Here is a 25,969-nt window from a genome sequence, read left to right on the forward strand (position 1 = left end):
AGCAGTTTCCCAGACATTACTCACCCGTCCGCCACTCGTCAGCAAAGAAGCAAGCTTCTTCCTGTTACCGTTCGACTTGCATGTGTTAGGCCTGCCGCCAGCGTTCAATCTGAGCCATGATCAAACTCTTCAATTTAAAAGTTTGATGCTCAAAAAATTAAACTTCGTAATGAATTACGTGTTCACTCTTGAGACTTGGTATTCATTTATCGTCTTGCGACGTTAAGAATCCGTATCTTCGAGTGCCCACACAGATTGTCTGATAAATTGTTAAAGAGCAGTTGCGACGCGGCTTTCAGCTCACTGTCGCGAGGTGGCGTATATTACGCTTTCCTCTTTCAGAGTCAACCCTGAATTTCAGGATTTTTCTCTTCAACCGAACCGGCTGTTTGTGTGAAGTGATTCACATCCGCCGTGTCGATGGAGGCGCATTATAGGGAGTCGGCTCAGGAAGACAAGCGGAAAAATGCATTTTTATTTCAACCGCTCATATTTTAGTCATTACGCCGATTTTTGCTGCTTTTTTATCGCTTGCGGCAGGTCTGCCAGGCTATTTAACACCCAATCCGCCGCGTTTTCTGCTTCAGGCGTAATAGGTTTACCCGTACGCACCAGCACTTTTGTTCCCACATTCGCCGCTGCCGCTGCCTGCATATCTTCTAATTTATCGCCCACCATATAAGAAGCGGCCATATCAATATGCAAATAATCGCGTGCTGACAAAAGCATCCCCGGATGTGGTTTGCGGCAGTCGCAGACCTGGCGAAACTCTTCAACACTACCCTGCGGATGATGCGGGCAATAATAGATACCATCCAGATCGACATCTCGGTCCGCCAGCGACCAGTCCATCCACTCGGTCAGCGTTTCAAACTGTGCTTCAGTAAATTTACCGCGAGCAATGCCAGACTGGTTGGTTACTACCACCAGCGCAAAGCCCATTTTTTTTAGCTCGCGCATGGCGTCAATAACACCGTCGATAAATTCAAAGTTGTCGATCTCATGGACATAGCCGTGATCGACATTAATGGTGCCATCACGGTCAAGAAAAATTGCGGGTACGCTCTTCGCCACCTTTTATAGCTCCTTAATAAGGCATGTGACGCTAGTATCGCATGTTTCGACCTGCAAGAAAGTGCTCTTCGCATAAACCTGATTGATTTAGACGTCTGGATGCCTTAACATCCATTTCATTGACGGCGTTGCCCGTTTCAGGCATGCGAAATGCCACGACTAACTTAATGACGATAATAAATAATCAATGATAAAACTTTCGAATATCACCAAAGTGTTCCACCAGGGCACTCGCACCATCCAGGCGTTGAACAACGTCAGCCTGCATGTGCCAGCTGGACAAATTTATGGCGTTATCGGTGCCTCAGGCGCGGGTAAGAGTACGCTTATACGTTGTGTAAACCTGCTGGAGCGCCCAACCGAGGGTAGCGTGCTGGTCGATGGCCAGGAGCTGACCACGCTGTCAGAATCTGAGTTGACTAAAGCTCGCCGCCAGATTGGTATGATTTTCCAGCATTTTAACCTGCTCTCTTCGCGTACTGTTTTTGGCAACGTGGCTCTGCCGCTGGAGCTGGACAACACACCGAAAGACGAGATCAAACGTCGCGTGACGGAATTGCTGTCATTGGTTGGTCTTGGTGATAAGCATGATAGCTATCCGTCGAACCTTTCCGGTGGGCAGAAACAGCGTGTGGCAATTGCCCGTGCGTTAGCCAGCAATCCCAAAGTATTGCTGTGTGATGAAGCCACCAGCGCGCTGGACCCGGCAACGACACGTTCTATTCTCGAACTGCTGAAAGACATCAACCGCCGTCTGGGTTTGACGATTCTGTTGATCACTCACGAAATGGACGTTGTGAAGCGCATTTGTGATTGCGTGGCGGTCATCAGCAATGGCGAACTGATCGAGCAGGACAAGGTAAGTGAAGTGTTCTCACATCCGAAAACGCCGCTGGCGCAGAAATTTATTCAGTCGACCCTGCATCTGGATATCCCGGAAGATTATCAGGAACGTCTGCAAGCGGAGCCGTTCACTGACTGCGTGCCGATGCTGCGTCTGGAGTTTACCGGTCAGTCGGTCGATGCCCCGCTGCTCTCCGAAACCGCGCGTCGTTTCAACGTTAATAACAACATTATTAGCGCGCAGATGGATTACGCCGGTGGCGTTAAGTTCGGCATCATGCTGACTGAAATGCACGGCACACAACAAGATACGCAAGCCGCCATTGCCTGGCTGCAGGAACACCATGTAAAAGTAGAGGTACTGGGTTATGTCTGAGCCGATGATGTGGCTGCTGGTTCGTGGCGTATGGGAAACGCTGGCAATGACCTTCGTATCCGGTTTTTTTGGGTTTGTGATTGGTCTGCCGGTTGGTGTTCTGCTTTATGTCACGCGTCCGGGGCAAATTATTGCTAACGCGAAGCTGTATCGTACCGTTTCTGCGATTGTGAACATTTTCCGTTCCATCCCGTTCATTATATTGCTGGTATGGATGATTCCGTTTACCCGCGTTATTGTCGGTACATCGATTGGTTTGCAGGCAGCGATTGTTCCGTTAACCGTTGGCGCAGCGCCGTTTATTGCCCGTATGGTCGAGAACGCCCTGCTGGAGATCCCAACCGGGTTAATTGAAGCTTCCCGCGCAATGGGTGCCACGCCAATGCAGATCGTCCGTAAAGTGCTGTTACCGGAAGCGCTGCCGGGTCTGGTGAATGCGGCAACTATCACCCTGATTACCCTGGTCGGTTATTCCGCGATGGGTGGTGCAGTCGGTGCCGGTGGTTTAGGTCAGATTGGCTATCAGTATGGCTACATCGGCTACAACGCGACGGTGATGAATACGGTACTGGTATTGCTGGTTATTCTAGTTTATTTAATTCAGTTCGCAGGCGACCGCATCGTCCGGGCTGTCACTCGCAAGTAACGTTCAACACAACATAAATAATTGAAGAAGGAATAAGGTATGGCGTTCAAATTCAAAACCTTTGCGGCAGTGGGAGCCCTGATTGGATCACTGGCACTGGTAGGCTGCGGTCAGGATGAAAAAGATCCAAACCACATTAAAGTCGGCGTGATTGTTGGTGCCGAACAGCAGGTTGCAGAAGTCGCGCAGAAAGTTGCGAAAGACAAATATGGCCTGGACGTTGAGCTGGTAACCTTCAACGACTATGTTCTGCCAAACGAAGCATTGAGCAAAGGCGATATCGACGCCAACGCCTTCCAGCATAAACCGTACCTTGATCAGCAACTGAAAGATCGTGGCTACAAACTGGTCGCAGTAGGCAACACTTTTGTTTATCCAATTGCTGGCTACTCCAAGAAAATCAAATCACTGGATGAACTGCAGGATGGTTCGCAGGTTGCCGTGCCAAACGACCCAACTAACCTTGGCCGTTCTCTGCTGCTGCTGCAAAAAGTGGGCTTGATCAAACTGAAAGATGGCGTTGGCCTGCTGCCGACCGTTCTTGATGTTGTTGAGAACCCAAAAAATCTGAAAATTGTTGAGCTGGAAGCACCGCAACTGCCTCGCTCTCTGGACGACGCGCAAATCGCTCTGGCAGTTATCAACACCACCTATGCCAGCCAGATTGGCCTGACTCCGGCGAAAGACGGTATCTTTGTCGAAGATAAAGAGTCCCCGTACGTAAACCTGATCGTGACGCGTGAAGACAACAAAGACGCAGAGAACGTGAAGAAATTCGTCCAGGCTTATCAGTCTGACGAAGTTTACGAAGCAGCAAACAAAGTGTTTAACGGCGGCGCTGTTAAAGGCTGGTAATATTTAGGCTGTTTCCACAATTTGTAATATCATTCAGGACGGGCGCTTGCCCGTCTTGTCATTTTTACAAGCGCCTGATTCAATATTGACGTTTTGATCATACATTGAGGAAATACTATGCGTGCTTTACCGATCTGTTTAGTAGCACTCATGCTAAGCGGCTGTTCCATGTTAAGCAGATCCCCTGTCGAACCCGTTCAAAGCACTGCACCCCAGCCGAAAGCGGAGCCTGCAAAACCGAAAGCGCCGCGCGCTACGCCGGTCCGAATTTATACCAATGCAGAAGAATTAGTCGGCAAACCGTTCCGCGATCTCGGTGAAGTCAGTGGCGACTCATGCCAGGCCTCTAATCAGGACTCTCCGCCGAGCATTCCAACCGCGCGTAAGCGGATGCAAATCAATGCCTCTAAAATGAAAGCCAATGCGGTATTACTGCATAGCTGCGAAGTCACCAGCGGTACGCCAGGCTGCTATCGTCAGGCTGTATGTATCGGTTCTGCGCTTAACATTACGGCGAAATGAGCAGTTTCCAGTTCGAGCAAATAGGCGTTATTCGCTCGCCCTATAAAGAAAAATTCGCCGTTCCGCGCCAGCCAGGTCTGGTAAAAAGCGCCAACGGCGAACTGCATCTCATTGCTCCCTACAACCAGGCCGACGCCGTTCGCGGCCTGGAAGCATTCAGCCATTTATGGATCCTTTTCGTCTTTCATCAAACGATGGAAGGCGGCTGGCGTCCGACTGTGCGTCCGCCTCGTCTTGGCGGCAATGCCAGAATGGGGGTTTTCGCTACGCGCTCCACTTTCCGCCCTAACCCGATTGGTATGTCGCTGGTAGAGCTGAAAGAGATTGTTTGCCATAAAGATAGCGTGATTCTGAAGCTCGGCAGTCTGGATCTCGTCGATGGTACGCCGGTGGTGGATATCAAACCGTATCTCCCCTTTGCCGAATCGCTTCCCGATGCCAGCGCCAGCTATGCGCAAAATGCGCCAGCGGCAGAAATGGCGGTGAGCTTTACCACTGAGGTCGAAAAGCAGCTTTTGACACTGGAGAAGCGTTATCCGCAGTTAACGCTGTTTATCCGCGAAGTACTGGCGCAGGACCCGCGCCCGGCCTATCGTAAAGGTGAGGAAACGGGTAAAACCTATGCCGTCTGGCTGCATGATTTTAACGTTCGCTGGCGCGTCACCGACGCAGGTTTTGAAGTCTTTGCGCTGGAACCGCGTTAAATTCACGCCCTTCTCTTTTGACATTTCTTTTGCACTGGTAAACTAAATCACTTTTTTTGTCCCAGGCTCGCCTTGAGCCTGTTCTACCTTCCAACTGGAACCGTAACAACATGCGTACTAGCCAATACCTGCTCTCCACTCTCAAGGAGACACCAGCCGACGCCGAGGTGATCAGCCATCAGCTGATGCTGCGCGCCGGGATGATCCGCAAGCTGGCCTCTGGGTTATATACCTGGCTGCCGACCGGCGTGCGCGTTCTGAAAAAAGTCGAAAACATCGTGCGTGAAGAGATGAACAACGCCGGTGCGATCGAGGTGTCGATGCCGGTGGTTCAGCCAGCCGATTTGTGGCAAGAGAGTGGTCGTTGGGAACAGTACGGTCCGGAACTGCTGCGTTTTGTTGACCGTGGCGAGCGTCCGTTCGTACTCGGCCCAACTCATGAAGAAGTTATCACTGACCTGATTCGTAACGAGCTTAGCTCTTACAAACAGCTGCCGCTGAACTTCTATCAGATCCAGACCAAGTTCCGCGACGAAGTGCGTCCGCGTTTCGGCGTCATGCGTTCCCGCGAATTCCTGATGAAAGATGCTTACTCTTTCCATACTTCTCAGGAATCCCTGCAGGAAACCTACGATGCAATGTATGCGGCCTACAGCAAAATCTTCAGCCGCATGGGGCTGGATTTCCGCGCCGTACAGGCCGACACCGGTTCTATCGGCGGCAGCGCCTCTCACGAATTCCAGGTGCTGGCGCAGAGCGGTGAAGACGATGTGGTCTTCTCCGACACCTCTGACTATGCAGCGAACATTGAGCTGGCAGAAGCTATCGCGCCGAAAGAACCGCGCGCTGCTGCTACCCAGGAGATGACGCTGGTTGATACGCCGAACGCGAAAACCATCGCTGAACTGGTTGAACAGTTCAATCTGCCGATTGAGAAAACGGTTAAGACTTTGCTGGTTAAAGCGGTTGAAGGCAGTAGCTTCCCGCTGGTTGCGCTGCTGGTGCGCGGTGACCACGAGCTGAACGAAGTTAAAGCAGAAAAACTGCCGCAGGTTGCAAGCCCGCTGACTTTCGCGACCGAAGAAGAAATTCGTGCCGTGGTTAAAGCTGGTCCGGGTTCACTGGGTCCGGTAAACATGCCGATTCCGGTGGTGATTGACCGTACCGTTGCGGCGATGAGTGATTTCGCTGCTGGTGCTAACATCGATGGTAAACACTACTTCGGTATCAACTGGGATCGCGATGTCGCTACCCCAGAAATTGCGGATATCCGTAACGTGGTGGCAGGCGATCCAAGCCCGGATGGTCAGGGTACGCTGCTGATCAAACGTGGTATCGAAGTCGGTCACATCTTCCAGCTGGGTACCAAGTACTCCGAAGCACTGAAAGCCTCCGTACAGGGTGAAGATGGTCGTAACCAAATCCTGACGATGGGTTGCTACGGTATCGGGGTAACGCGTGTGGTAGCTGCGGCGATTGAGCAGAACTACGACGAACGCGGCATCGTATGGCCTGACGCTATCGCGCCGTTCCAGGTGGCGATTCTGCCGATGAACATGCACAAATCCTTCCGCGTACAGGAACTGGCCGAGAAACTGTACAGCGAACTGCGTGCACAAGGTATCGAAGTGCTGCTGGATGACCGCAAAGAGCGTCCGGGCGTGATGTTTGCTGATATGGAACTGATCGGTATTCCGCACACTATTGTGCTGGGCGACCGTAACCTCGACAACGACGATATCGAATATAAATATCGTCGTAACGGCGAGAAGCAGTTAATTAAAACTGGTGACATCGTCGATTATCTGGTGAAACAGATTAAAGGCTGATGCCAGAAAGGGTCCTGAATTTCAGGACCCTTTTTTACATGGATTGTATAAAATGGATAAACCAAAGGCGTACTGCCGCCTGCTTGTCCCCTGCTTTCTTTTACTTTCGGCCTGTACCGTTGATATCAGCCAGCCAGACTCATCAGCCACAGCGGTAGATGCCGAGGCGAAAACATGGGCTGTCAAATTCCAGCATCAAAGCTCCTTCACCGAACAAGCAATAACTGAAATAACGGAACCTGACCTCAAACCCGGCGATTTACTGTTCTCCTCAAGCTTGGGGTTACCTCATTTGGTATCCGCGTCTTCAGCACTTCCTCTGTGAGTCACGTTGCAATCTATTTGGGAAATAGTAACGTTGCAGAAGCGACAGGCGCTGGCGTCCAGATTGTTTCCCTGAAAAAAGCCATGAAGCACAGTGATAAGCTTTTCGTTTTACGAGTTCCGGACCTTACCCCGCAACAAGCCACAGAAATCACCGCGTTCGCCAACAAAATCAAAGATAGCGGGTATAACTATCGCGGCATTGTCGAGTTCATTCCATTTATGGTGACCCGCCAGATGTGCTCACTGAATCCTTTTTCCGCAGATTTTCGCCAACAGTGCGTCAGCGGCCTGGCGAAAGCGCAGTTAAGCAGTGTGGGCGAAGGAGACAAAAAGTCGTGGTTTTGTTCGGAGTTTGTCACTGATGCATTTGCCAAAGCCGGGCATCCGCTTACGCTGGCGCAATCAGGCTGGATTAGCCCTGCCGATCTGATGCATATGCGTACTGGCGATGTCTCTGCGTTTAAGCCAGAAACGCAGTTACAGTATGTTGGGCACCTGAAGCCAGGGATTTATATTAAAGCGAGTCGCTTTGTTGGCCTGACTCGGTGATAAACGCCGGAGAATGCTCCGGCTTTCAATTACTGCCCCAAACTACTGCAATCCTGGTTCGGGTAAAATTTACCTGCCGTATCGGGCGCTAATACTTTGGTTGGCGCACCGGTATCCGGATTAGCCTCAAGCGTAAAGTGACCTTCTACTGACAGTAACATCGGTTTTTCACTATGACCGCGCGCAGCCAGGTAGCCACGCTCCAGCTCTGCGTTATTCGCTACCATGAAACGTTTTCCGGTCGCGCAATCAGTGAAGGTCGCCGCATCAGCCATATAAAAATACATGCCCCGCAGGGTCATCGGCGTCATGGGTAAACTGGATTGTGCCGGTTCCAGCATGTAGTTGAACTGCGATTCAATCGGATTACCTTCACGATCGAGCATCTCCAGCGCATCTCCTTTCGCGCGATAATATGACTTTTCACCTTTACTGTCGGTTAATACCAGCTTGTCAGCGGTTCGCGCCCATGTACCGTAGGAAGCGAAGGAGGAAGGTTCTTCACGAGCACCGAGATAACGCTCATTCATCACCCATGTTCCGTCTTTTTCGAGGAACAGAGAGGTTTCGATTCCTTCGCAATCGGCACACGGCAGCACGCCGCGCCAACTTTGCGGCATCGGTTTCAGTTCGGCAGCCTGCGCCGGAGAAAGCGTATCGACTTCGGCACGATTATTACAACCCATCAGAGTAAAGAGGCTGATTACAGCCATCGCTGTCACTATCGCTTTTTTCACCATCCATTCCTTCTTTTTATTCCCGACCGCTGCGCACTTTGCCGCGCATCGCCTTCACGCTTGATTTTTGTGCTTTCGATGCCAGCCTGCGCTCTTTCGATGCACGGGTGGGCCGCGTGGGTCGTCGGGCTTTTTGTTCTGTTGTTAATTCTTTAATCACAGCCACCAGCCGGGCCAGAGCTGCTTCGCGGTTCAGTTCCTGACTGCGGTATTCCTGTGCCTTAATGACAATCACGCCATCACTGCTGATCAAATGATGGCTGGCGGCGAGCAGACGTTCTTTGTAATACTCTGGCAGGCTGGATGCCCGAATGTCAAAACGCAGATGAATAGCCGTTGAGGTCTTATTAACATGCTGCCCGCCCGCGCCCTGCGCACGAATGGCGGTGATCTCAAGCTCACCATCGGGGATAGCAACATGTCGGGAAATCACAATCATAAAGGTTGTTGCCAGGCGGTTAAGTTCACTTCCAGATTATTCTTATCATCCGATAACCAGATAACACCATCCTGAATCGTTGCCTGCAGCGTCATGGTACGATCGGCAAAGGCGCTCACTTTCGCCAACTGCTCGTCGTCCAGATACCAGACGGAAAGATTGGCAAACTGCGCGCATTTGCTCTGATTTTGCTGCCACCAGATTTGCGCCGACCGACTATTATAGGCAAACAGCGCCATTTCTGCGGCCTGGGTGCAGGCTTTCTTAATTCGCCGCTCATCCGGCAGCCCCAGTTCAATCCATAAATCAATACCCAGATGATCATTACGCAGCCACGCTTCCGGCTCATCATCGGCACACAAACCACGGGTAAATTGCAGACGTTCATCGGCATATTTCAGCCACGCCAGCAAGCGCAGCATCATACGCTCCTGGGTTTCTGAAGGATGGCGCGCCAGCGTCAGAGAGGCATCGAGAAACTGGTTGCGGTCGAGATCGGCCACATTGACCGTCGCTTTATAAATTGTCGCTTTAAGCGCCATAAGAAAACTCCTTTCGAATCAGGAGGCCATTGTAACGGAATACGTGCAGTTGCGGCGCTGATATTGCAGAAATGAGTGTGGTATAGTCACCTTGCGAAACAGAGTTTATCTTCGTAGGCTTAGACTTGCATCCACGGTTAAGTCAGAGTGCTGACAGGAGGGCATGTGGAAAAATATTGTGAGTTAATACGCAAGCGGTACGCGGAAATCGCCAGCGGAGACTTAGGATACGTTCCGGACGCGCTGGGCTGCGTTTTGAAAGTGCTGAATGAAATGGCTGCCGACGACGCCCTTTCTGAGGCTGTCAGGGAAAAAGCAGCATACGCTGCGGCAAACTTACTGGTGAGCGATTATGTCAATGAATGATACGTATCAACCAATCAATTGTGATGATTACGATAATCTTGAGCTCGCCTGCCAGCATCATTTAATGCTGACACTTGAGCTGAAAGATGGCGAAAAATTGCAGGCGAAGGCTAGCGATTTGGTCTCCCGCAAAAATGTGGAGTATCTGGTCGTCGAGGCCGCTGGCGAAACCCGCGAGCTACGTCTGGATAAAATTACCAGCTTTAGCCACCCGGAAATCGGTACGGTGGTAGTGAGCGAGTCCTGATTGACTTTCGCCGGATGCGACGTTTGAAGCGTCTTATCCGGCTTTCACTTAACTAAGCGTTTTTTGCCAGACAAAACTTACGCCCTTCTCACCTTCAGCCACACCTTCTTGCGTCACAAATACCCCTGCCGCCGCAATCAGCGTTTCGCCATAAAACAGCAATGGCGTGGTGTCACGTAGCCACGGCGGCACGCCCAGCTCTTGCCAGATTTTCTTCAGCTTACGTCCGCCGTTGCGCCCGACAATATGCAGCAATCCTGGCGCTTTGAAACGCACGCTGACTGCTTCGTCTGCACGCGGAGGGCGAATATCGTCTCCCGCAGTAAGCTGTACACTTCCCAGCCCCGCCGGTAATTCCAGCGGCTGTTGCCACGCCTGCCACGGCACAATGGTTTCGCTTTGCCCGGCGACGGATTTAATCCACCACAGTTGCGACTGATAGCGGCGGATTTCAAACGCGCCCAAACGTAAACAGGGGGAAGCATCTTCCCGCGCCAGCGCCACTTCCTGCCAGATCCTTTCCAGCGCGTCGCGGGAAGGCATTGGTGCATTCAGCCCTGACAGCCAGCGGCGGATAATCGCCGCGCGACGGGCATCACTCATCGCCAGCATTGGCGCAATCTGCAGCGTCCTTTGCGGCGTTTGGCAGTGCGCTAAATCATCCGCCAGCAGTTCATCCAGCAGGCTCTCTTGTTCGGCGCAAAGTGCGGCACTACGGGCCGTCGCTTCGGCAAAATGTGGCCAACGCTGCTGCAATAACGGCACGACGCGCAAGCGCAGGAAGTTACGATCGTAGCTATCATCCTGATTACTTTCGTCTTCAATCCAGCGTAAACCATGCGCCAACGCCCACTGCGCCAGTTCCCCCCGCGTGCGAGCGAGGAACGGGCGGATAAGCCGCGTTCCGGCAAACTCCGAGACTTCCCCCATAGCCGAAAGCCCGGCAGGGCCGCTACCGCGTTTAAGCGCCAGCAGAAAGGTTTCACATTGATCGTCAAGATGTTGTGCTGTGACCAGTACTTCACCAGGCAACAGGGTGCGGGCAAATGCCTGATAACGCGCCTGCCGCGCCTGGGCCTCAATGCCTAACCCCTCTTGCGCAAGTTGTACGCGCTCGACCACCAGCGGCACCTGCCACTGCTGGCAGATATTTTCACAATGTTGCACCCAGGCATCAGCATTGGCACTTAAACCGTGGTGCACATGAATAGCGCGCAAAACGACGCCCGGATTTTCCGCCCGCCACTGCACCAGCTGATGCAGCAGAACGGTGGAGTCAAGCCCGCCGCTAAAGGCCGCCAGAATCTGGCGTGAGGTGAGAAGTTGTGTATTCAGTGTGAGTGTCATGATAGCGCGATTTTACAGTAGCGATGCCCGGCACGTTACCGGGCAAATGCAGTAATGACAAGCCTTACTGCTCATACAGTTCCAGCGGCAGTCCGTCAGGGTCGTTAAAGAACGTGAAGCGTTTTTGCGTGTATGGATCGACACGTATCGCTTCACATTTCACGTTATTGCTTTCCAGGTGCGCCACTGCCGTATCGATATCATCAACGCTAAAAGCCAGATGGCGCAGGCCGCAGGCTTCCGGTCGACTGGGTCGTTGCGGCGGAAACGGAAATGAGAAAAGCTCAATCACGTACTGCCCATTAAGTGCCAAATCCCCTTTCCACGAATCTCGCGCTTCACGATAGACTTCGCTTTGCAGCGTGAAGCCGAGAATGTCGCAGTAAAAAGCTTTGCTCACCGCATAATCCGTCGCAATAATCGCAATATGGTGAACCTGTTTTAAACCCAACATAGAATCTCCTGCATTGATATGATACGCACGTGCATCGCTATATATTGATAATACGCACAAATTACAGGAAAGATGAATCAGACATTTACACTGACTTTAAAACAACATCTCAAACGCCTGTAATAGCGGTTGAGATGCGGTTTGGTGAAGCGCTTTGCGGGAGATTACTCTGCGCTATTCTTGCTAACACTCTCGGCAATGCGGCGCAAATATTCGTTATTCTTAAACGCTATCATAATTAATTCGAAAGTCATACGACAGCTTATAAGACCAATGACGGTATAAGCTAACCCTAAAATAATGTTTCCGCTAAATATGGAGAAGACACCGCCTATCAGTGTCAGCACCATAGCCAGCCAGTAAAAAAACACCAGAACACGCGGCATAAGAAGATGATCAAATCCTAAAATTGCTTTCATATTTTATCCTTAAAAATTCTATGAGATTGATAAATTTATATTATTTTTGACCACTGTGTATATTGGTATATGCCTCCGAAATCGGAGTTATCAACATGAGTTCAAGAATTTTATGGCAGGAGAAAACGAAAGTAAGATTATCTAAATGTATTTATAATATGACTAAATAAACCACATAGAAAAAAAGGCCACCGAAGTGACCCTTTTCAGAATATTTGCTGATTACGCGTAGCCGTAGCTCATCAGGCGCTGATAACGACGATTTTTTAAATCTTCAGTGCTTAACACGTCGAGATCGGCTAGATCCGCCAGCAGCTGCGCTTTCAACGATGCCGCCATCGCTTCCGGGTTACGGTGAGCGCCGCCCAGCGGTTCCGGGATGATGGAGTCGATCAGTTTCAGTTCTTTCAGACGCGGAGCGATGATACCCATCGCTTCAGCCGCCAGCGGCGCTTTGTCGGCGCTCTTCCACAGAATGGACGCGCAACCTTCCGGCGAGATAACGGAATAGGTGCTGTATTGCAGCATATTCACTTTATCGCCCACACCAATCGCCAGCGCGCCGCCAGACCCACCTTCACCGATAACCGTACAAACTACAGGTACGCCGAGGCGAGACATTTCACGCAGGTTGCGTGCAATGGCTTCAGACTGACCGCGCTCTTCTGCACCCACGCCCGGATATGCCCCCGGGGTGTCGATAAAGGTGATGATAGGCATCTTAAAGCGTTCAGCCATTTGCATCAGACGCAGTGCTTTGCGGTAACCTTCTGGCGCTGGCATACCAAAGTTACGGCGAATTTTTTCTTTGGTTTCACGACCTTTTTGATGACCAATGATCATCACCGGACGACCATCGAGACGGGCGATACCACCGACGATAGCTTTATCGTCTGCATACGCGCGGTCGCCAGCCAGTTCGTCAAATTCATCAAATGCCAGGCGAACGTAATCCAGGGTATAAGGACGCTGTGGATGGCGTGCCAGTTGCGCAATCTGCCATGCACCGAGATCGGCGAAGATTTTACGTGTCAGTTCTACGCTTTTTTCACGCAGACGATGCACTTCTTCATCGATGTTAATATCCAGTTTCTCATCCTGGCGGCTAACCGCAGTCAGAGAATCGATTTTCGCTTCCAGCTCTGCAATCGGCTGTTCAAAATCAAGGAAATTCAGACTCATAGTATTCCTGTATTAGTCAAACTCCAGTTCCACCTGCTCCGAACCAATGAGGCCACGGAGATCGTTTAATAAACGATCGCTCGGAGAGACACGCCACGTCGCGCCAAAACGCAACCGCGCGCGTGCATCCGCCCTCTGATAGTAGAGATGTACTGGAATTGTCCCAGAGCGGTGGGGTTCCAGAGACTGACGGAGTCGGTTTAAAAGCTGGTCATCAATTTGCCTGTCCGTCAGCGAGATAGCAAGCCCGCGAGCATATTTTTCCCGGGCTTCGTCAATATCCATCACTTCGCGAGCGGTCATTTTAAGCCCACCGCTGAAGTCATCAAAGCTGACCTGTCCGCTGACGATAAGTATGCGGTCTTTTTCCAGCAATTGCTGGTATTTATCCAGGGCGTCTGTAAACAACATCACTTCCAGGCGCCCGGAACGGTCATCCAGCGTGCAGATACCGATACGATTGCCGCGCTTGGTGACCATAACCCGCGCGGCAACAACGAGCCCCGCAGCCGTGGTGACTTTACCACGTTCTGTCGGGTGCATGTCTTTCAGCCTTACGCCTCCGACATAACGCTCAATCTCTTTTAAATACTGGTTGATAGGGTGTCCCGTCAGGTACAGACCTAACGTTTCACGTTCCCCATCTAACACCACCTGCTCCGGCCACGGCTGGCAGCTGGCGTAGGATTGTTCTATTTGTTCCGGCTCTTCGGCCAGCACGCCGAACATATCGGCCTGACCGATAGCTTCCGCTTTCGCGTGTTGATCTGCCGCTTTTAACGCATCGCCCAGCGAGTTCATCAGCGCCGCGCGGTGTGGCCCCAGACGGTCAAACGCCCCAGACATGATCAGTTTTTCCAGCACTCGCCGGTTTAACTTTTTGGTGTCGGTTCGGGCGCAGAGATCAAACAGTTCGCGGAAGTAGCCGCCTTTATTACGGGCTTCGATGATGGCCTCAATCGGACCTTCACCTACCCCTTTGATCGCGCCAATACCATACACGATTTCGCCGTCGTCGTTGACGTGGAAATGGTAAAGACCGGAGTTTATATCTGGTGGCAGGATTTTCAGCCCCATCCGCCAGCACTCATCCACCAGGCCCACCACCTTCTCGGTATTATCCATATCGGCAGTCATTACCGCCGCCATAAACTCTGCCGGATAGTGCGCTTTCAGCCATAACGTTTGATATGACACCAAAGCATAGGCCGCAGAGTGCGATTTGTTAAATCCGTAACCGGCGAATTTCTCCACCAGGTCGAAGATTTTCATCGCCAGTTCGGCGTTGATCCCGTTCTTTTCTGCACCTTCAGCAAATACAGAACGCTGCTTAGCCATCTCTTCCGGCTTTTTCTTACCCATCGCACGACGCAGCATATCCGCGCCACCGAGGGTATAACCAGAGAGCACCTGGGCAATCTGCATGACCTGTTCCTGATACAGGATAATGCCGTAGGTTGGCTCCAGTACCGGTTTCAGGCTTTCATGCTGCCACTGCACGTCCGGGTAGGAAATCTCTTCGCGACCATGTTTACGGTCGATAAAGTTATCCACCATCCCTGATTGCAACGGGCCGGGGCGGAACAGTGCCACCAGTGCGATCATATCTTCGAAGCAGTCAGGTTGCAGACGCTTGATCAGGTCCTTCATGCCGCGCGATTCAAGCTGGAATACCGCCGTGGTTTCCGAGCGTTGCAGCATGTCGAAGCTTTTCTTATCATCAAGCGGGATCGCGGCGATATCCAGCGGCGGCTCGCCATTCTTCGCCCGCCGCTTGTTGATCATCTCCAGCGCCCAGTTGATGATGGTGAGCGTACGCAAGCCGAGGAAGTCGAACTTCACCAGTCCGGCGTATTCAACGTCGCTTTTATCAAACTGGGTGACCGGATGTTTGCCCTCTTCATCGCAGTAAAGCGGCGCAAAATCAGTAATTTTGGTCGGCGCGATAACCACCCCACCGGCGTGCTTACCGGCGTTACGGGTGACCCCTTCCAGTTTGCGCGCCATGTCGATCAGCGCCTTAACTTCTTCATCTGCTTCGTAGATTTCCGGCAGCTGCGGCTCGGCTTCAAACGCTTTCGCCAGCGTCATCCCCGGATCGGGCGGGATCAGTTTCGAGATACGGTCGACAAAGCCGTACGGATGCCCCAGCACGCGGCCTACGTCGCGGATCACCGCTTTCGCCGCCATCGTACCGAAGGTGATAATCTGCGATACCGCATCACGACCGTACATGTCCGCTACGTGTTCGATAACCTGGTCGCGTTTCTCCATACAGAAGTCAACGTCGAAGTCAGGCATGGAGACACGTTCCGGGTTAAGGAAACGTTCGAACAGCAGGTCAAATTCCAGCGGATCGAGGTCGGTGATTTTCAGCGCGTAGGCCACCAGTGACCCTGCACCGGAACCACGGCCCGGCCCTACCGGTACGCCGTTATCTTTCGACCACTGGATAAATTCCATAACGATGAGGAAGTAGCCCGGGAAGCCCATCTGGTTGATAACCTGAAGTTCAGTCTCCAGACGCTCGTCATATTCCGGGCGGCGCTTAACACGTTCTTCTTCGTCAGGGAATAAAAATGCCAGACGCTCTTCCAGCCCCTCTTTTGCACGCTTGACCAGATAATCTTCGGTGCTCATGTCCCCGGTCGGGAACTGCGGCAGGAAGTATTCACCAAGACGCACAGTTACGTTACAGCGTTTGGCGATCTCAACGGTGTTGGCAAGGGCTTCGGGGATGTCGGCAAACAGCTCGCACATTTCCTCTTCGCTACGCATATATTGCTGCGGCGAATAGTTACGCGGGCGTTTAGGATCGTCGAGGGTAAAGCCGTCGTGGATCGCGACGCGGATTTCGTGTGCGTCAAAGTCGCTGCTGTCGATAAAGCGCACGTCGTTGGTCGCCACGACGGGCAAACCGCGCGCTTCCGCCAGTTCCACCGCCGCGTGCAAATAGCTTTCTTCGTCCGGCCTTCCGGTGCGGATCAGCTCGAGAAAATAGCGATCCGGGAAGTGTTCTTCATAAAACGCGACACACTCATCTACCAGCGTGCTGTTACCACGCAAAAGACTGCGCCCGACGTCGCCCATGCGCCCGCCAGAGAGCAAAATCAGCCCTTCGTTTAATTCGATAAGCCAGTCGCGATCGATGATCGGTCCGGCGGCACCGTAACCGCGCTGATACGCTTTTGAGATCAGCAACGTCAGATTCTGATAGCCAGTATTGTTCGCCGCCAGCACCGTCAGATGGGTTAACTCATCACCCAGCAGGTCGCACTGGACATTAAAATCCGCCCCGACGATGGGCTTAATCCCTGCGCCATGTCCCGCTCCGTAGAACTTCACCAGACCGCAAAGGTTGGTGAAATCGGTGATCGCCAGCGCAGGCATACCCAACGCCGCCGCCTTTTTTACCAGCGGCGCGGTTTTGGCCAGGCCATCGATCATCGAGTAGTCGCTGTGCACCCGCAGGTGTACGAAACGTGGTTCAGACATCTTCAGATTCCGGTTTACTTAATCTCGACACAAGAATCAGGACGCAAGTCCCAGTGCGCGTTTGACAGGCCCAAAGCTGCGACGATGATGTTCAGTCGCGCCATATTCAGCCAGTTTTTCCAGATGAAAAGCGGTTGGATACCCTTTGTGTTGGGCAAAACCATATTGCGGGAAAACAATATCCAGCGCCGCCATTTCGGCGTCGCGCGTCACTTTCGCCAGGATAGACGCAGCACTGATTTCCGGTACGCGGCTATCGCCTTTCACCACTGCCATCGACGGCATCGGTAATTTCGGGCAGCGGTTACCATCAATCAACACATATTCCGGCGCAATATGCAGCCCAGCGACGGCACGCTGCATCGCCAGCATGGTCGCGTGTAAAATATTCAGTTCGTCGATTTCATGAGGTTCCGCACGGCCCAGGCTCCAGCTTAACGCTTTCTCTTTGATCTCTTCACAGAGCGCAAGACGACGTTTTTCACTTAGCTTTTTGGAATCATTCAACCCGACAATCGGGCGCGCCGGATCGAGGATCACGGCAGCGGTAACGACCGCGCCAACCAACGGCCCGCGCCCAACTTCATCCACACCTGCAACCAGATTCGTGTGCGGATAGACAAATTCGATCATTGTGCTAACTCCAGAACGGCTTGTGCCGCCTGCTCATCGGCATTGCAGCGGATCTGCTGATGCAGCTCGCGGAAGGTGTCGTGCATCGCGTGGCTGGTTTTCCCGTTCGCCAACAGCGGTAACAGCGACTCAGCCAGTTTTTGCGGCTCACACTCTTCCTGCAATAATTCTTTAACTAACTCTCTGCCCGCCAGCAGGTTTGGCAGCGAGACATAATCGGTTTTCACCAGCCGCTTCGCCAGCCAGAAGGTGAAAGGCTTCATGCGATACCCCACCACCATCGGGCATTTCGCCAGCATGCACTCCAGTGCAGCCGTACCCGACGCCAATAGCGCCGCATCGCTGGCGACCATCGCCTCACGGCCCATTCCATCCAGCATATGAACCGAAAGGTCTGGCGCGACTTCAGCTTTGATGCGTTCAAACTGCTCACGGCGTTTGGCATTTACCAGCGGCACCACGATCTCCAGATCAGGGTACGTCTGGCGCAAAAGCTGGGCAGTTTTCAGGAAATCGGCGCTAAGCATCTCCACTTCCGCGCCACGACTTCCCGGCAACAATGCCAGACAGTGGGCATCGTGAGGGATCCCCAGCACATCACGCGCGGCGTTTTTATCTGGATCTAACGGCATGGCATCAGCCATGGTGTGACCGATAAAACGGCACGGCACGTTATATTTGTCATAAAACGCTTTTTCGAAAGGCAGAAATGCGAGCACCAGATCAGTGGCTCTGCCTATTTTGAAAACGCGTTTCTGTCGCCACGCCCAGACGGACGGACTGACATAATGAATGGTTTTGATACCCTGCTTTTTAAGGTTACCTTCAAGGGTAATATTGAAGTCAGGCGCATCAATACCGACAAAAACATCTGGCTTCAGTTCGCCAAAACGCTTTGTCAGATCGGCACGAATATGCAGTAAGCGACGCAGACGCCCGAGCACTTCAACAATGCCCATCACCGCCAGCTCTTCCATTTCGTACCAGGCTTCGCAGCCTTCGGCTTGCATTCGTGGCCCGGCAACGCCAACAAAGCGGGCATTGGGCACACGTTCTTTCAGAGCACGGATTAAACCGGCCCCCAGGATATCGCCGGAGGTTTCTCCGGCGACCAGGGCAATCGTTAATGGACGCTGCTCAGTCATTAACGAATCAGACCGCGCGTTGAGCGTGCAAAGAAATCGGTAAAGGCTTTTACTTCCGGATACGTTTCCGCAAGTTCGGCAATTTCCGGTTTCACTTCATCGAGCGTTTTACCGCTGCGATAAATCAGCTTATACGCATTGCGGATAGCGGTAATCGCCTCGCGGCTGAATCCGCGGCGCTTCAGCCCTTCGATATTGACACCGAACGGCGTTGCGTGGTTACCCTGCGCAATGACATAAGGAGGGACGTCTTGCGCCACACCGGAGCAACCGCCAACCATCACATGCGCACCAATGATGCAGAACTGATGGACTGCGGTCATGCCGCCGATGATCGCGAAGTCGTCTACCGATACGTGCCCCGCCAGCGTTGCGTTGTTGGCGAGAATGCAGCGGTTACCTACCGTACAATCGTGCGCAATGTGCGCGTTGATCATCAGTAAGTTGTCGCTGCCCACCTTCGTCAATCCACCGCCCTGGACTGTGCCACGATGAATGGTGACGCTTTCGCGAATGCGGTTACGATCGCCGATTTCCACGCGGGTCGGTTCGCCAGCATATTTCAGATCCTGGTTAACTTCACCGATGGAGGCGAACTGATAAATCTCATTGTCGCGGCCAATTTTAGTATGACCATTCACGACAACGTGAGATTTCAGTACGGTACCCTCACCAATTTCGACATGGGGTCCAACGATACAAAAAGGACCAATGTGGGCGTTCGCGCCAATCGACGCGCCCTCTTCCACAATGGCGGTTGGATGCACAAAGGCGGATTTATCAATCACGTATCAGCCTCCCGGCTACGAGCACACATCATCGTTGCTTCGCAAACTACTTTACCGTCGACCAGAGCAACCCCTTTAAAACGGGTCAGGCCGCGGCGCGTTTTTTCGAAAGTGACTTCCATGATCATTTGATCGCCAGGCACGACCGGGCGCTTGAAGCGCGCTTCGTCAATACCGGCGAAGTAGTACAGCTCACCCGGTTCCAGTTTTCCTACGCTTTTAAACGCCAGAATACCTGTTGCCTGTGCCATTGCTTCCAGAATCAGCACACCCGGGAAAATCGGTTTTCCAGGGAAATGGCCCTGGAAGAATGGCTCATTGACAGAGACATTTTTTACTGCGCGCAGAAAACGACCTTCTTCAAAATCCAGCACGCGATCCACCAGTAAAAACGGGAAACGGTGCGGCAGAAGTTCTAAAATCTCTTCAATCTGCAGAGTATGAGTGTTAGTAGTCAAGATACTCTTCCTGTCAAAATATAAGAAACGACAATAATAACACGGCCTGCCGCAATCGTAAGAATGAGACAGGCCGTAAAGTTTGGCGAACAAAAGATGGAACGTTAGTCTTGTTGATTAACCTTGCGCTCAAGCGACTTCAGACGCTTGCTCATGTCATCAATGTTCATCACCAGTGCAGCGGTTTTGCGCCAGACTTTGTTGGGTTGCAGCGGAATGCCTGAGGAATAGACGCCAGGTTCAGTGATGGGACGCATCACCATACCCATGCCCGTAACCGTCACTTTATCGCATATTTCCATATGCCCGTTGATTACGCTGGCACCGCCGATCATGCAGTAACGACCAATTTTCAGGCTGCCCGCCATAATGACGCCACCGGCAACCGCCGTATTGTCGCCAATCACGACGTTATGTGCAATCTGACACTGGTTATCAATGATCACGCCATTGCCGATCACGGTGTCATCCAGCGCACCGCGATCGATGGTGGTACATGCGCCGATCTCCACGCGATCGCCAATAATCACGCGACCAATCTGCGGGATCTTCACCCAGTTACCACGATCGTTGGCATAGCCAAAGCCGTCTGCGCCTACCACAGTTCCGGATTGGATCAGGCAATTCTGACCAATCTGGATCTCATGGTAAATCGTCACGTTCGCCCAAAGACGCGAACCTGCACCGATTTTGCTGTTTTTACCAACGAAGCAACCGGCGCCGATAACCACGTTATCGCCCAGTTCAACGCCGGACTCAATCACCGCGTTAGCGCCAATTGATACGTTGTTACCCAGCTTCGCCGTCGCGTCGATCACTGCACTCGGTGCAATGTTTTGCGCGGGCTGTGGCGTGGTATCTAAAATTTGCGCCATGCGCGCGTAAGTCAGGTAGGGATTCTTCACTACCAGCGCGGCACTTTTCGCGAAAGGGAGATCGTCCTGAGTCATGACAACCGCGGACGCCTGGCACAAGCCTAAATGTTCACGGTATTTAGGGTTAACCATGAACGTGATGTGACCTGTTTGTGCAGATTGCATGGACGCAACGCCGGTGATGACGATATCGCCATCACCGTGTAGTTCTGCATCCAACTGCTGCGCTAAATCAGCCAGTCGAATTGAAGGCATTACTTATTTAACCTGTTTCAGTACGTCAGCAGTGATGTCTTTTACATCGCTGCTGTTGTAAGCAACGGCGTTTGCGTCAACAACCAGATCGATGCTCTGGCTGCTGGCAACGGATTTCACAGCAGTCTGGATACGAGTAACCAGTTTACCGCGTTCTTCGTTGGAACGACGTGCGCGATCCTGCTCAAAAGCCTGCGCTTTCTGAGCAAAAGTCTGGCGCTGAGCCATCACGTCTTTTTCCAGCTTAGTGCGATCGCTGCCGGCTTTCATGGACTGCAGCTTTTTCATTTTAGCTTGCAGATCAGTTTCCATACGCTGCAGTTCGCTGGCACGGCCTTTGAACTCATTTTCCAGCGTGTTAGAAACACCGGTTTTCTGTGCTACCTGCTGAAACAGGCTGCCCATATTGACGATTGCAATTTTGTCAGCCGCCTGAGCAGAAGTTGCCAGTGCTAAACCGAGACCTGCCGCTAATAACCACTTTTTCACAATAAACTCCTTACCATCCCATTTGCACCGGAAGGTGCAGTTCTTTGCGTGGCCCGGCGATCTTATCGAGATCGCCTAAAGTCATCGCTACACTACCACTACATTCCTTTGTGGAGAACACTTACCAGGTTTTACCAATGTTAAACTGGAACTGTTCAGCCTTGTCTCCATCGTACTTTTTGAACGGCTGGGCGTAGGAGAACACCAACGGCCCCAATGGGGACATCCATTGTAATGCGATACCCGCAGACATACGGATATTGCTTGGATCACTATAGTCCGGATATCCAGAGTACTGACTAGAATCCCAGTTAGTATCCCAAACGGTACCCATATCCCAGAAGAAGGAGGTACGGACCGAGTTGGCATACTTGTCGCTAATGAACGGCGTCGGAGTGATGAGTTCTAGGCTGGCAACCGCCATAGCGTTCCCCCCAATTGCATCATCCGATTTACACAGGTCGGTTGCTCCGTCCTGAGTTGCACATTCATAATCGTAGTCCGGATCATAATCACTGGCCTGATGCGGGAAGTAAACCGCTTTCGGACCGATGGTATTGGACTGGAAGCCACGCACGGTGCTGGAACCACCGGCATAGAAGTTTTCATAGAACGGCATTTCTTTGCCGCCTAAACCATCACCGTAGCCCCAACGAGTACGACCCAGAACAACCCATTTGTGATCGTCGTCGATCGGCACATAGGTCGCCGTGTCTAACGTCACTTTATAGTATTCGTTATCCGATCCCGGAATGGTCACTTTACCGGTCAGGTTGACACGGGAACCATCCGTCGGGAAATAACCACGGTCGAGCTTGTTATAGGTCCAACCATAGTTAAACGTGAAGTCGTCCGTTTTGAAGCTGTTATCCTGATCAGAGGTGTTTGGATGTTCACCCATAGAGTAGAGATAACGCCACATCGCAACCTGCGGCTGCATGTTGGAGAGGGAGTTATGGACATAACCCAGACCTGCACGCAGCGAGTTATATTCGTTGATCGGGAAGCCCAATGTTACGTCTGTACCATAACTCTTGTTGGTATAGTCGGACAGGTCAGCGTCATCTGCCTGGAAGTCATTATAGAAGACACGACCGCCAAGGCTTACACCATCTACAGTGAAGTACGGGTTGGTTACCGACAATTCAGCATAGGTCTGGTAATCGTTTTTGGTCCCGTTGATACCAACAGCATAACCGGTACCTAACCAGTTATCCTGCTGCACGCCAGCCTGGAAGCTCACACCACTTTCAGTACCGTAACCAATACCAAAGTTGAAGCTACCGGTGTTGCGCTCTTTTACCTTGTAGACCACGTCAACCTGGTCCGGGCTACCCGGAACACGTTGGGTATCGGTATCAACCGTTTCAAAGAAGCCCAGACGATTCAGACGTTCTTTACCCTGATCGACCAGGTCGCTGCCCAACCAGGCACCTTCCATCTGGCGCATTTCTCGGCGCAGGACGGCATCTTTCGAGGTGTCGTTACCTTCAAAACGGATCTTACGTACGTAGAAACGGTTACCCGCATCAACGTTCACACGTAATTTAACGGTTTTGTCGGCGTCGTTGATTTCAGGCATCGACTGCACGCGCGGATAGGCATAACCGTAGCGACCGAGAAGTTTTTTAATGTCATCTTCCATTTTGGTCACTTTGGTGCCGTTATACAGCTCACCCGGCTCGATCTTAGTCAACTGTTCGATTTCCGCAGAGTGCCCGGCAAGGTTACCGCTCACTTCAACGCCAGAGAGTTTGTACTGATCGCCTTCGGTGATGTTTACCGTGACGTAGATACCTTTTTTATCTGGAGTCAGACTGACCTGGGTAGAGTCGATGTTGAAACGGGCATAACCGCGATCCAGATAGTAACTGCGCAGGGTTTCAAGGTCGCCCGCCAGTTTCTGTTTCTGGTATTTACGATCGCCTACCACGTTCCACCACGGCACTTCGTCACGCAGCTGGAAATGAGAGATCAGTTCGTCGGTGGTGAAAGCATGGTTACCAACAATGTTGATTTGCTGGATTTCAGCCGACACACCTTCCTGGAACACCAGTTTTAGGTCAACACGGTTACGCGGCAGTGGGGTCACGACAGCTTTTACGCTGGCGCTGTATTTACCGACGCTGTAGTAGAAGTCTTCCAGACCTTTCTCGATATCGGCAATGGTGGTGCGATCGAGGGATTCCCCCACTCGCACGCCAGAAGCCTCGAGGTTTTGCTTCAGCATGTCATCTTTCACCGATTTGTTACCGGAGAAAGTGATGCTGGCAATGGTCGGACGTTCTTTTACCTGAACCAGAAGGGTATCACCATCACGAAGGACGCGAACATCCTCAAAGTTGCCGGTAGCAAACAGAGCGCGAATGGTATTACTGATATCTTCATCATTAACCGTGTCGCCTGTGCGCACCGGCATACTGAGGAGGGCCGCACCAACGGCGACACGCTGAAGGCCTTCGAAATGAATGTCTTTCACTACGAACCCTTCAGCACCGTATACGGTGGCGCTGCTAAACAGCAGCGACGCTATGAGCAACTTTTTCATCGCCATCGTTATTATGCGTTCTTCCTAACTAACTCTCATAACCGAGAGAAATCATTGAAAAGTACAAGCCCCATTAACAGCACCAGCAGAATCGAGCCAATGCGATAACAAAAGTCTTGAACCCGCTCGGATACCGGTCCGCCCTTGATCTTTTCGATCGCAAGGAACAGCAGATGCCCCCCGTCAAGTACGGGCAACGGAAACAGGTTAATTATCCCTAAGTTCACGCTAATAAGCGCAAGGAACGGCAGGTAATAAACAACCCCGAGTTCCGCTGTCATCCCAGCCCCCTTGGCGATAGAGATCGGCCCACTGAGGTTGTTCAGTTTCACATCACCGGTGATCAATTTTCCCAGCATACTGACCGTCAGCTTCATCAATTGCCACGTTTTGTCCGTGGCTTCAACGATGGCGTTGAACGGTCCATACTGGCGTACAACTTTATACTCATCTGGCAAAGGAATGACTTTCGGCTCAATGCCGGCAAAACCAATCGCTTTACCCTTACCCGGTTTGCTCTCCGGGATTAATGTCAAAGACAAGGGACTCCCCTGCCTTTCGATATCTAACGCTAACGGTTTATCCGGGTTATCCCGGACAAGCATCACAAACGTCAGCCATTGCGTTAATGGCTGACCATCGACTTTAACGATCCTGTCGCCTGCTTGCAAACCCGCCTTACTTGCCGCTGAGTTTGGTGACACATTTTCCAGTACAGGTTCAATTTGCGGCCCACGAGGGCGAATCCCCAAAGAAGATACCGGATCTTCCTTATCAGGCTCAAACGCCCAGTTTCGCAAATCAAGCTTTACATCTCGTCGTTGATCGCTGCCAAAAGGTGCCACCGTAAGGGTGGTGCTTTCGTCGCCGATTTTGTCAACCAGTTGTAAGCGCACGGCATCCCAATCAGGCGTTTCGATACCATCTACAGCTTTTAGTTCCGTGCCAGGTACAATTTGTGCTTGTGCGGCAATCGAGTTGGCTGATATTTCACCAATAACCGGGCGAACGCCGGGAACACCAATGATAAAAACCAGCCAGTAAGCAAAGATAGCAAAAATGAAGTTTGCAACCGGACCTGCGGCGATTATCGCTGCTCGCTGGCCAACAGTTTTATTGTTGAAGGCATGGTGGCGAAGTTCCGGAACAACCGGTTCTGCGCGCTCATCCAGCATTTTGACATAACCGCCCAGGGGGATCAGGGCGATGACATATTCGGTGCCGAGTTTGTCAGTGCGGCGCCAGAGCGCCTTACCAAAACCTATCGAGAAACGCTCAACGCGAACACCACAGCGCCGGGCAACCCAGAAATGACCAAATTCATGCACGGTGATAAGCACACCCAGTGCAACAATGAACGAAGCCAAATCCCAGAGAAAACTCAGCATAATACCTTCCGTTAAAGCGTCCTGAATACCAGCAACAACAGGCAAGCAAAGACCGGCACAGCAGCCGTCAGGCTATCAATACGATCTAAAATACCACCGTGTCCTGGAATTAAATGACCGCTGTCCTTAATTCCTGCTTCGCGCTTAAACATGCTCTCAGTTAAGTCGCCGAGCACAGAGGCTAGAGCTGCGACAATAGAGCAAATGAGTAAGGTGACGGGGGCGACGTCGAGATTCGCCCACATACCGTAACCCCATGAGATTACTGCTGCGGTCGCGAGTCCGCCAATGAAACCTTGCCAGGTTTTACCCGGAGAAACCTTCGGCGCCAGCTTATGTTTGCCAAATAATTTGCCAAACATATATGCCCCCTGAGTCAGCTCCCCAGACCAGGATCATGACATAGAGCAGCCATATCGCGCCACTGTAATGATTCT

At 52.0% G+C, this 25,969-nt stretch carries 25 protein-coding genes, 1 rRNA gene and 2 pseudogenes; 9 read left to right on the forward strand and 19 right to left on the reverse strand.

What is annotated here, in order from left to right:
• Window positions 1–136, reverse strand: a 16S ribosomal RNA gene (locus FFT88_RS25440); the annotation flags it as partial.
• Between the two features lie 365 nt (window positions 137–501).
• Window positions 502–1,074, reverse strand: coding sequence for a D-glycero-beta-D-manno-heptose 1,7-bisphosphate 7-phosphatase (gene gmhB, locus FFT88_RS22890; protein ID WP_097751265.1), 573 nt, complete (start codon window positions 1,072–1,074; stop codon window positions 502–504).
• Between the two features lie 187 nt (window positions 1,075–1,261).
• On the opposite strand from gmhB, the gene metN reads away from it, so the two are divergent.
• The 7 genes and pseudogenes from metN to FFT88_RS22925 all read left to right on the forward strand — a co-directional run bounded on the left by metN (window position 1,262) and on the right by FFT88_RS22925 (window position 7,725).
• A complete protein-coding gene (gene metN / locus FFT88_RS22895) occupies window positions 1,262–2,293 on the forward strand; it encodes a methionine ABC transporter ATP-binding protein MetN (RefSeq protein WP_000593990.1) in 1,032 nt (343 codons plus the stop codon).
• Entirely contained in the window at window positions 2,286–2,939 is a 654-nt protein-coding gene (locus tag FFT88_RS22900) for a methionine ABC transporter permease MetI (RefSeq protein ID WP_001294600.1), read from the forward strand. Before metN ends, FFT88_RS22900 begins: the two co-directional genes overlap by 8 nt.
• A 39-nt stretch (window positions 2,940–2,978) precedes the next feature.
• Window positions 2,979–3,794, forward strand: coding sequence for a methionine ABC transporter substrate-binding lipoprotein MetQ (gene metQ / locus FFT88_RS22905; RefSeq protein WP_000874226.1), 816 nt, complete (start codon window positions 2,979–2,981; stop codon window positions 3,792–3,794).
• A gap of 117 nt (window positions 3,795–3,911) precedes the next feature.
• On the forward strand, window positions 3,912–4,316 hold the full coding sequence (gene rcsF, locus FFT88_RS22910) for an Rcs stress response system protein RcsF (protein WP_001202329.1): 405 nt from the start codon (window positions 3,912–3,914) through the stop codon (window positions 4,314–4,316).
• A complete protein-coding gene (gene tsaA / locus FFT88_RS22915) occupies window positions 4,313–5,020 on the forward strand; it encodes a tRNA (N6-threonylcarbamoyladenosine(37)-N6)-methyltransferase TrmO (RefSeq protein ID WP_135404117.1) in 708 nt (235 codons plus the stop codon). The genes rcsF and tsaA overlap by 4 nt, the downstream gene beginning before the upstream one ends.
• Window positions 5,021–5,130: 110 nt before the next feature.
• Window positions 5,131–6,849, forward strand: a complete 1,719-nt coding sequence (gene proS / locus FFT88_RS22920) for a proline--tRNA ligase (protein ID WP_001260707.1) — start codon at window positions 5,131–5,133, stop codon at window positions 6,847–6,849.
• Between the two features lie 52 nt (window positions 6,850–6,901).
• Window positions 6,902–7,725 (forward strand): annotated as a pseudogene (locus tag FFT88_RS22925) (YaeF family permuted papain-like enzyme).
• A 29-nt stretch (window positions 7,726–7,754) separates the two neighbouring features.
• Here FFT88_RS22925 and nlpE read toward each other — a convergent pair.
• The 3 genes from nlpE to FFT88_RS22940 are packed head-to-tail and all read right to left on the reverse strand — an operon-like array spanning window position 7,755 to window position 9,443.
• Window positions 7,755–8,465 (reverse strand): envelope stress response activation lipoprotein NlpE, encoded by a 711-nt coding sequence (nlpE, locus tag FFT88_RS22930; protein WP_135404116.1) that lies wholly within the window; start codon window positions 8,463–8,465, stop codon window positions 7,755–7,757.
• 13 nt (window positions 8,466–8,478) lie between these two features.
• Window positions 8,479–8,901 (reverse strand): alternative ribosome rescue aminoacyl-tRNA hydrolase ArfB, encoded by a 423-nt coding sequence (gene arfB, locus FFT88_RS22935; RefSeq protein WP_000635550.1) that lies wholly within the window; start codon window positions 8,899–8,901, stop codon window positions 8,479–8,481.
• Window positions 8,898–9,443 (reverse strand): YaeQ family protein, encoded by a 546-nt coding sequence (locus tag FFT88_RS22940; RefSeq protein ID WP_135404115.1) that lies wholly within the window; start codon window positions 9,441–9,443, stop codon window positions 8,898–8,900. The genes arfB and FFT88_RS22940 overlap by 4 nt, the downstream gene beginning before the upstream one ends.
• Window positions 9,444–9,608: 165 nt before the next feature.
• Between FFT88_RS22940 and FFT88_RS22945 the strand changes: the two genes are divergently transcribed.
• Window positions 9,609–9,809 (forward strand): YaeP family protein, encoded by a 201-nt coding sequence (locus FFT88_RS22945; protein WP_000417058.1) that lies wholly within the window; start codon window positions 9,609–9,611, stop codon window positions 9,807–9,809.
• Entirely contained in the window at window positions 9,796–10,056 is a 261-nt protein-coding gene (rof, locus tag FFT88_RS22950) for a Rho-binding antiterminator (RefSeq protein WP_000062312.1), read from the forward strand. Before FFT88_RS22945 ends, rof begins: the two co-directional genes overlap by 14 nt.
• A 48-nt stretch (window positions 10,057–10,104) precedes the next feature.
• Here rof and tilS read toward each other — a convergent pair whose 3' ends face one another.
• The 14 genes and pseudogenes from tilS to FFT88_RS23020 form a co-directional block, all read right to left on the reverse strand.
• A complete protein-coding gene (gene tilS, locus FFT88_RS22955; protein ID WP_135404114.1) occupies window positions 10,105–11,403 on the reverse strand; it encodes a tRNA lysidine(34) synthetase TilS in 1,299 nt (432 codons plus the stop codon).
• A 64-nt stretch (window positions 11,404–11,467) separates the two neighbouring features.
• Complete coding sequence (locus FFT88_RS22960) at window positions 11,468–11,857, reverse strand: VOC family protein (RefSeq protein ID WP_130205038.1); 390 nt, start codon at window positions 11,855–11,857, stop codon at window positions 11,468–11,470.
• A gap of 164 nt (window positions 11,858–12,021) precedes the next feature.
• A complete protein-coding gene (locus tag FFT88_RS22965) occupies window positions 12,022–12,276 on the reverse strand; it encodes a DUF4282 domain-containing protein (protein WP_130205036.1) in 255 nt (84 codons plus the stop codon).
• A gap of 222 nt (window positions 12,277–12,498) precedes the next feature.
• Complete coding sequence (gene accA, locus FFT88_RS22970) at window positions 12,499–13,458, reverse strand: acetyl-CoA carboxylase carboxyl transferase subunit alpha (protein ID WP_000055741.1); 960 nt, start codon at window positions 13,456–13,458, stop codon at window positions 12,499–12,501.
• A 12-nt stretch (window positions 13,459–13,470) separates the two neighbouring features.
• Window positions 13,471–16,953: a DNA polymerase III subunit alpha gene (dnaE, locus tag FFT88_RS22975; protein WP_135404113.1), complete on the reverse strand. Its 3,483-nt coding sequence runs from the start codon at window positions 16,951–16,953 to the stop codon at window positions 13,471–13,473.
• 36 nt (window positions 16,954–16,989) lie between these two features.
• A complete protein-coding gene (gene rnhB, locus FFT88_RS22980) occupies window positions 16,990–17,586 on the reverse strand; it encodes a ribonuclease HII (protein WP_135404112.1) in 597 nt (198 codons plus the stop codon).
• Window positions 17,583–18,731, reverse strand: coding sequence for a lipid-A-disaccharide synthase (gene lpxB, locus FFT88_RS22985; protein WP_130221597.1), 1,149 nt, complete (start codon window positions 18,729–18,731; stop codon window positions 17,583–17,585). The genes rnhB and lpxB overlap by 4 nt, the downstream gene beginning before the upstream one ends.
• Window positions 18,731–19,519, reverse strand: a complete 789-nt coding sequence (lpxA, locus tag FFT88_RS22990) for an acyl-ACP--UDP-N-acetylglucosamine O-acyltransferase (protein ID WP_000565966.1) — start codon at window positions 19,517–19,519, stop codon at window positions 18,731–18,733. Before lpxA ends, lpxB begins: the two co-directional genes overlap by 1 nt.
• The gene (gene fabZ / locus FFT88_RS22995; RefSeq protein ID WP_135404111.1) at window positions 19,516–19,977 is read right to left on the reverse strand and encodes a 3-hydroxyacyl-ACP dehydratase FabZ; all 462 of its coding nucleotides are present in this window, start codon (window positions 19,975–19,977) and stop codon (window positions 19,516–19,518) included. Before fabZ ends, lpxA begins: the two co-directional genes overlap by 4 nt.
• Window positions 19,978–20,081: 104 nt before the next feature.
• Window positions 20,082–21,107, reverse strand: a complete 1,026-nt coding sequence (lpxD, locus tag FFT88_RS23000; protein ID WP_064524990.1) for a UDP-3-O-(3-hydroxymyristoyl)glucosamine N-acyltransferase — start codon at window positions 21,105–21,107, stop codon at window positions 20,082–20,084.
• A 3-nt stretch (window positions 21,108–21,110) separates the two neighbouring features.
• The gene (skp, locus tag FFT88_RS23005; RefSeq protein WP_000758958.1) at window positions 21,111–21,596 is read right to left on the reverse strand and encodes a molecular chaperone Skp; all 486 of its coding nucleotides are present in this window, start codon (window positions 21,594–21,596) and stop codon (window positions 21,111–21,113) included.
• 121 nt (window positions 21,597–21,717) lie between these two features.
• Window positions 21,718–24,150, reverse strand: a complete 2,433-nt coding sequence (bamA, locus tag FFT88_RS23010) for an outer membrane protein assembly factor BamA (RefSeq protein ID WP_130217324.1) — start codon at window positions 24,148–24,150, stop codon at window positions 21,718–21,720.
• Window positions 24,151–24,179: 29 nt separating this feature from the next.
• Window positions 24,180–25,532, reverse strand: coding sequence for a sigma E protease regulator RseP (rseP, locus tag FFT88_RS23015; RefSeq protein WP_135404110.1), 1,353 nt, complete (start codon window positions 25,530–25,532; stop codon window positions 24,180–24,182).
• A gap of 11 nt (window positions 25,533–25,543) precedes the next feature.
• A pseudogene (locus FFT88_RS23020) lies at window positions 25,544–25,969 on the reverse strand (phosphatidate cytidylyltransferase); the annotation flags it as partial.

It is taken from the genome of Escherichia sp. E4930, from assembly GCF_005845405.1.
Taxonomy (GTDB): Bacteria; Pseudomonadota; Gammaproteobacteria; order Enterobacterales; family Enterobacteriaceae; genus Escherichia.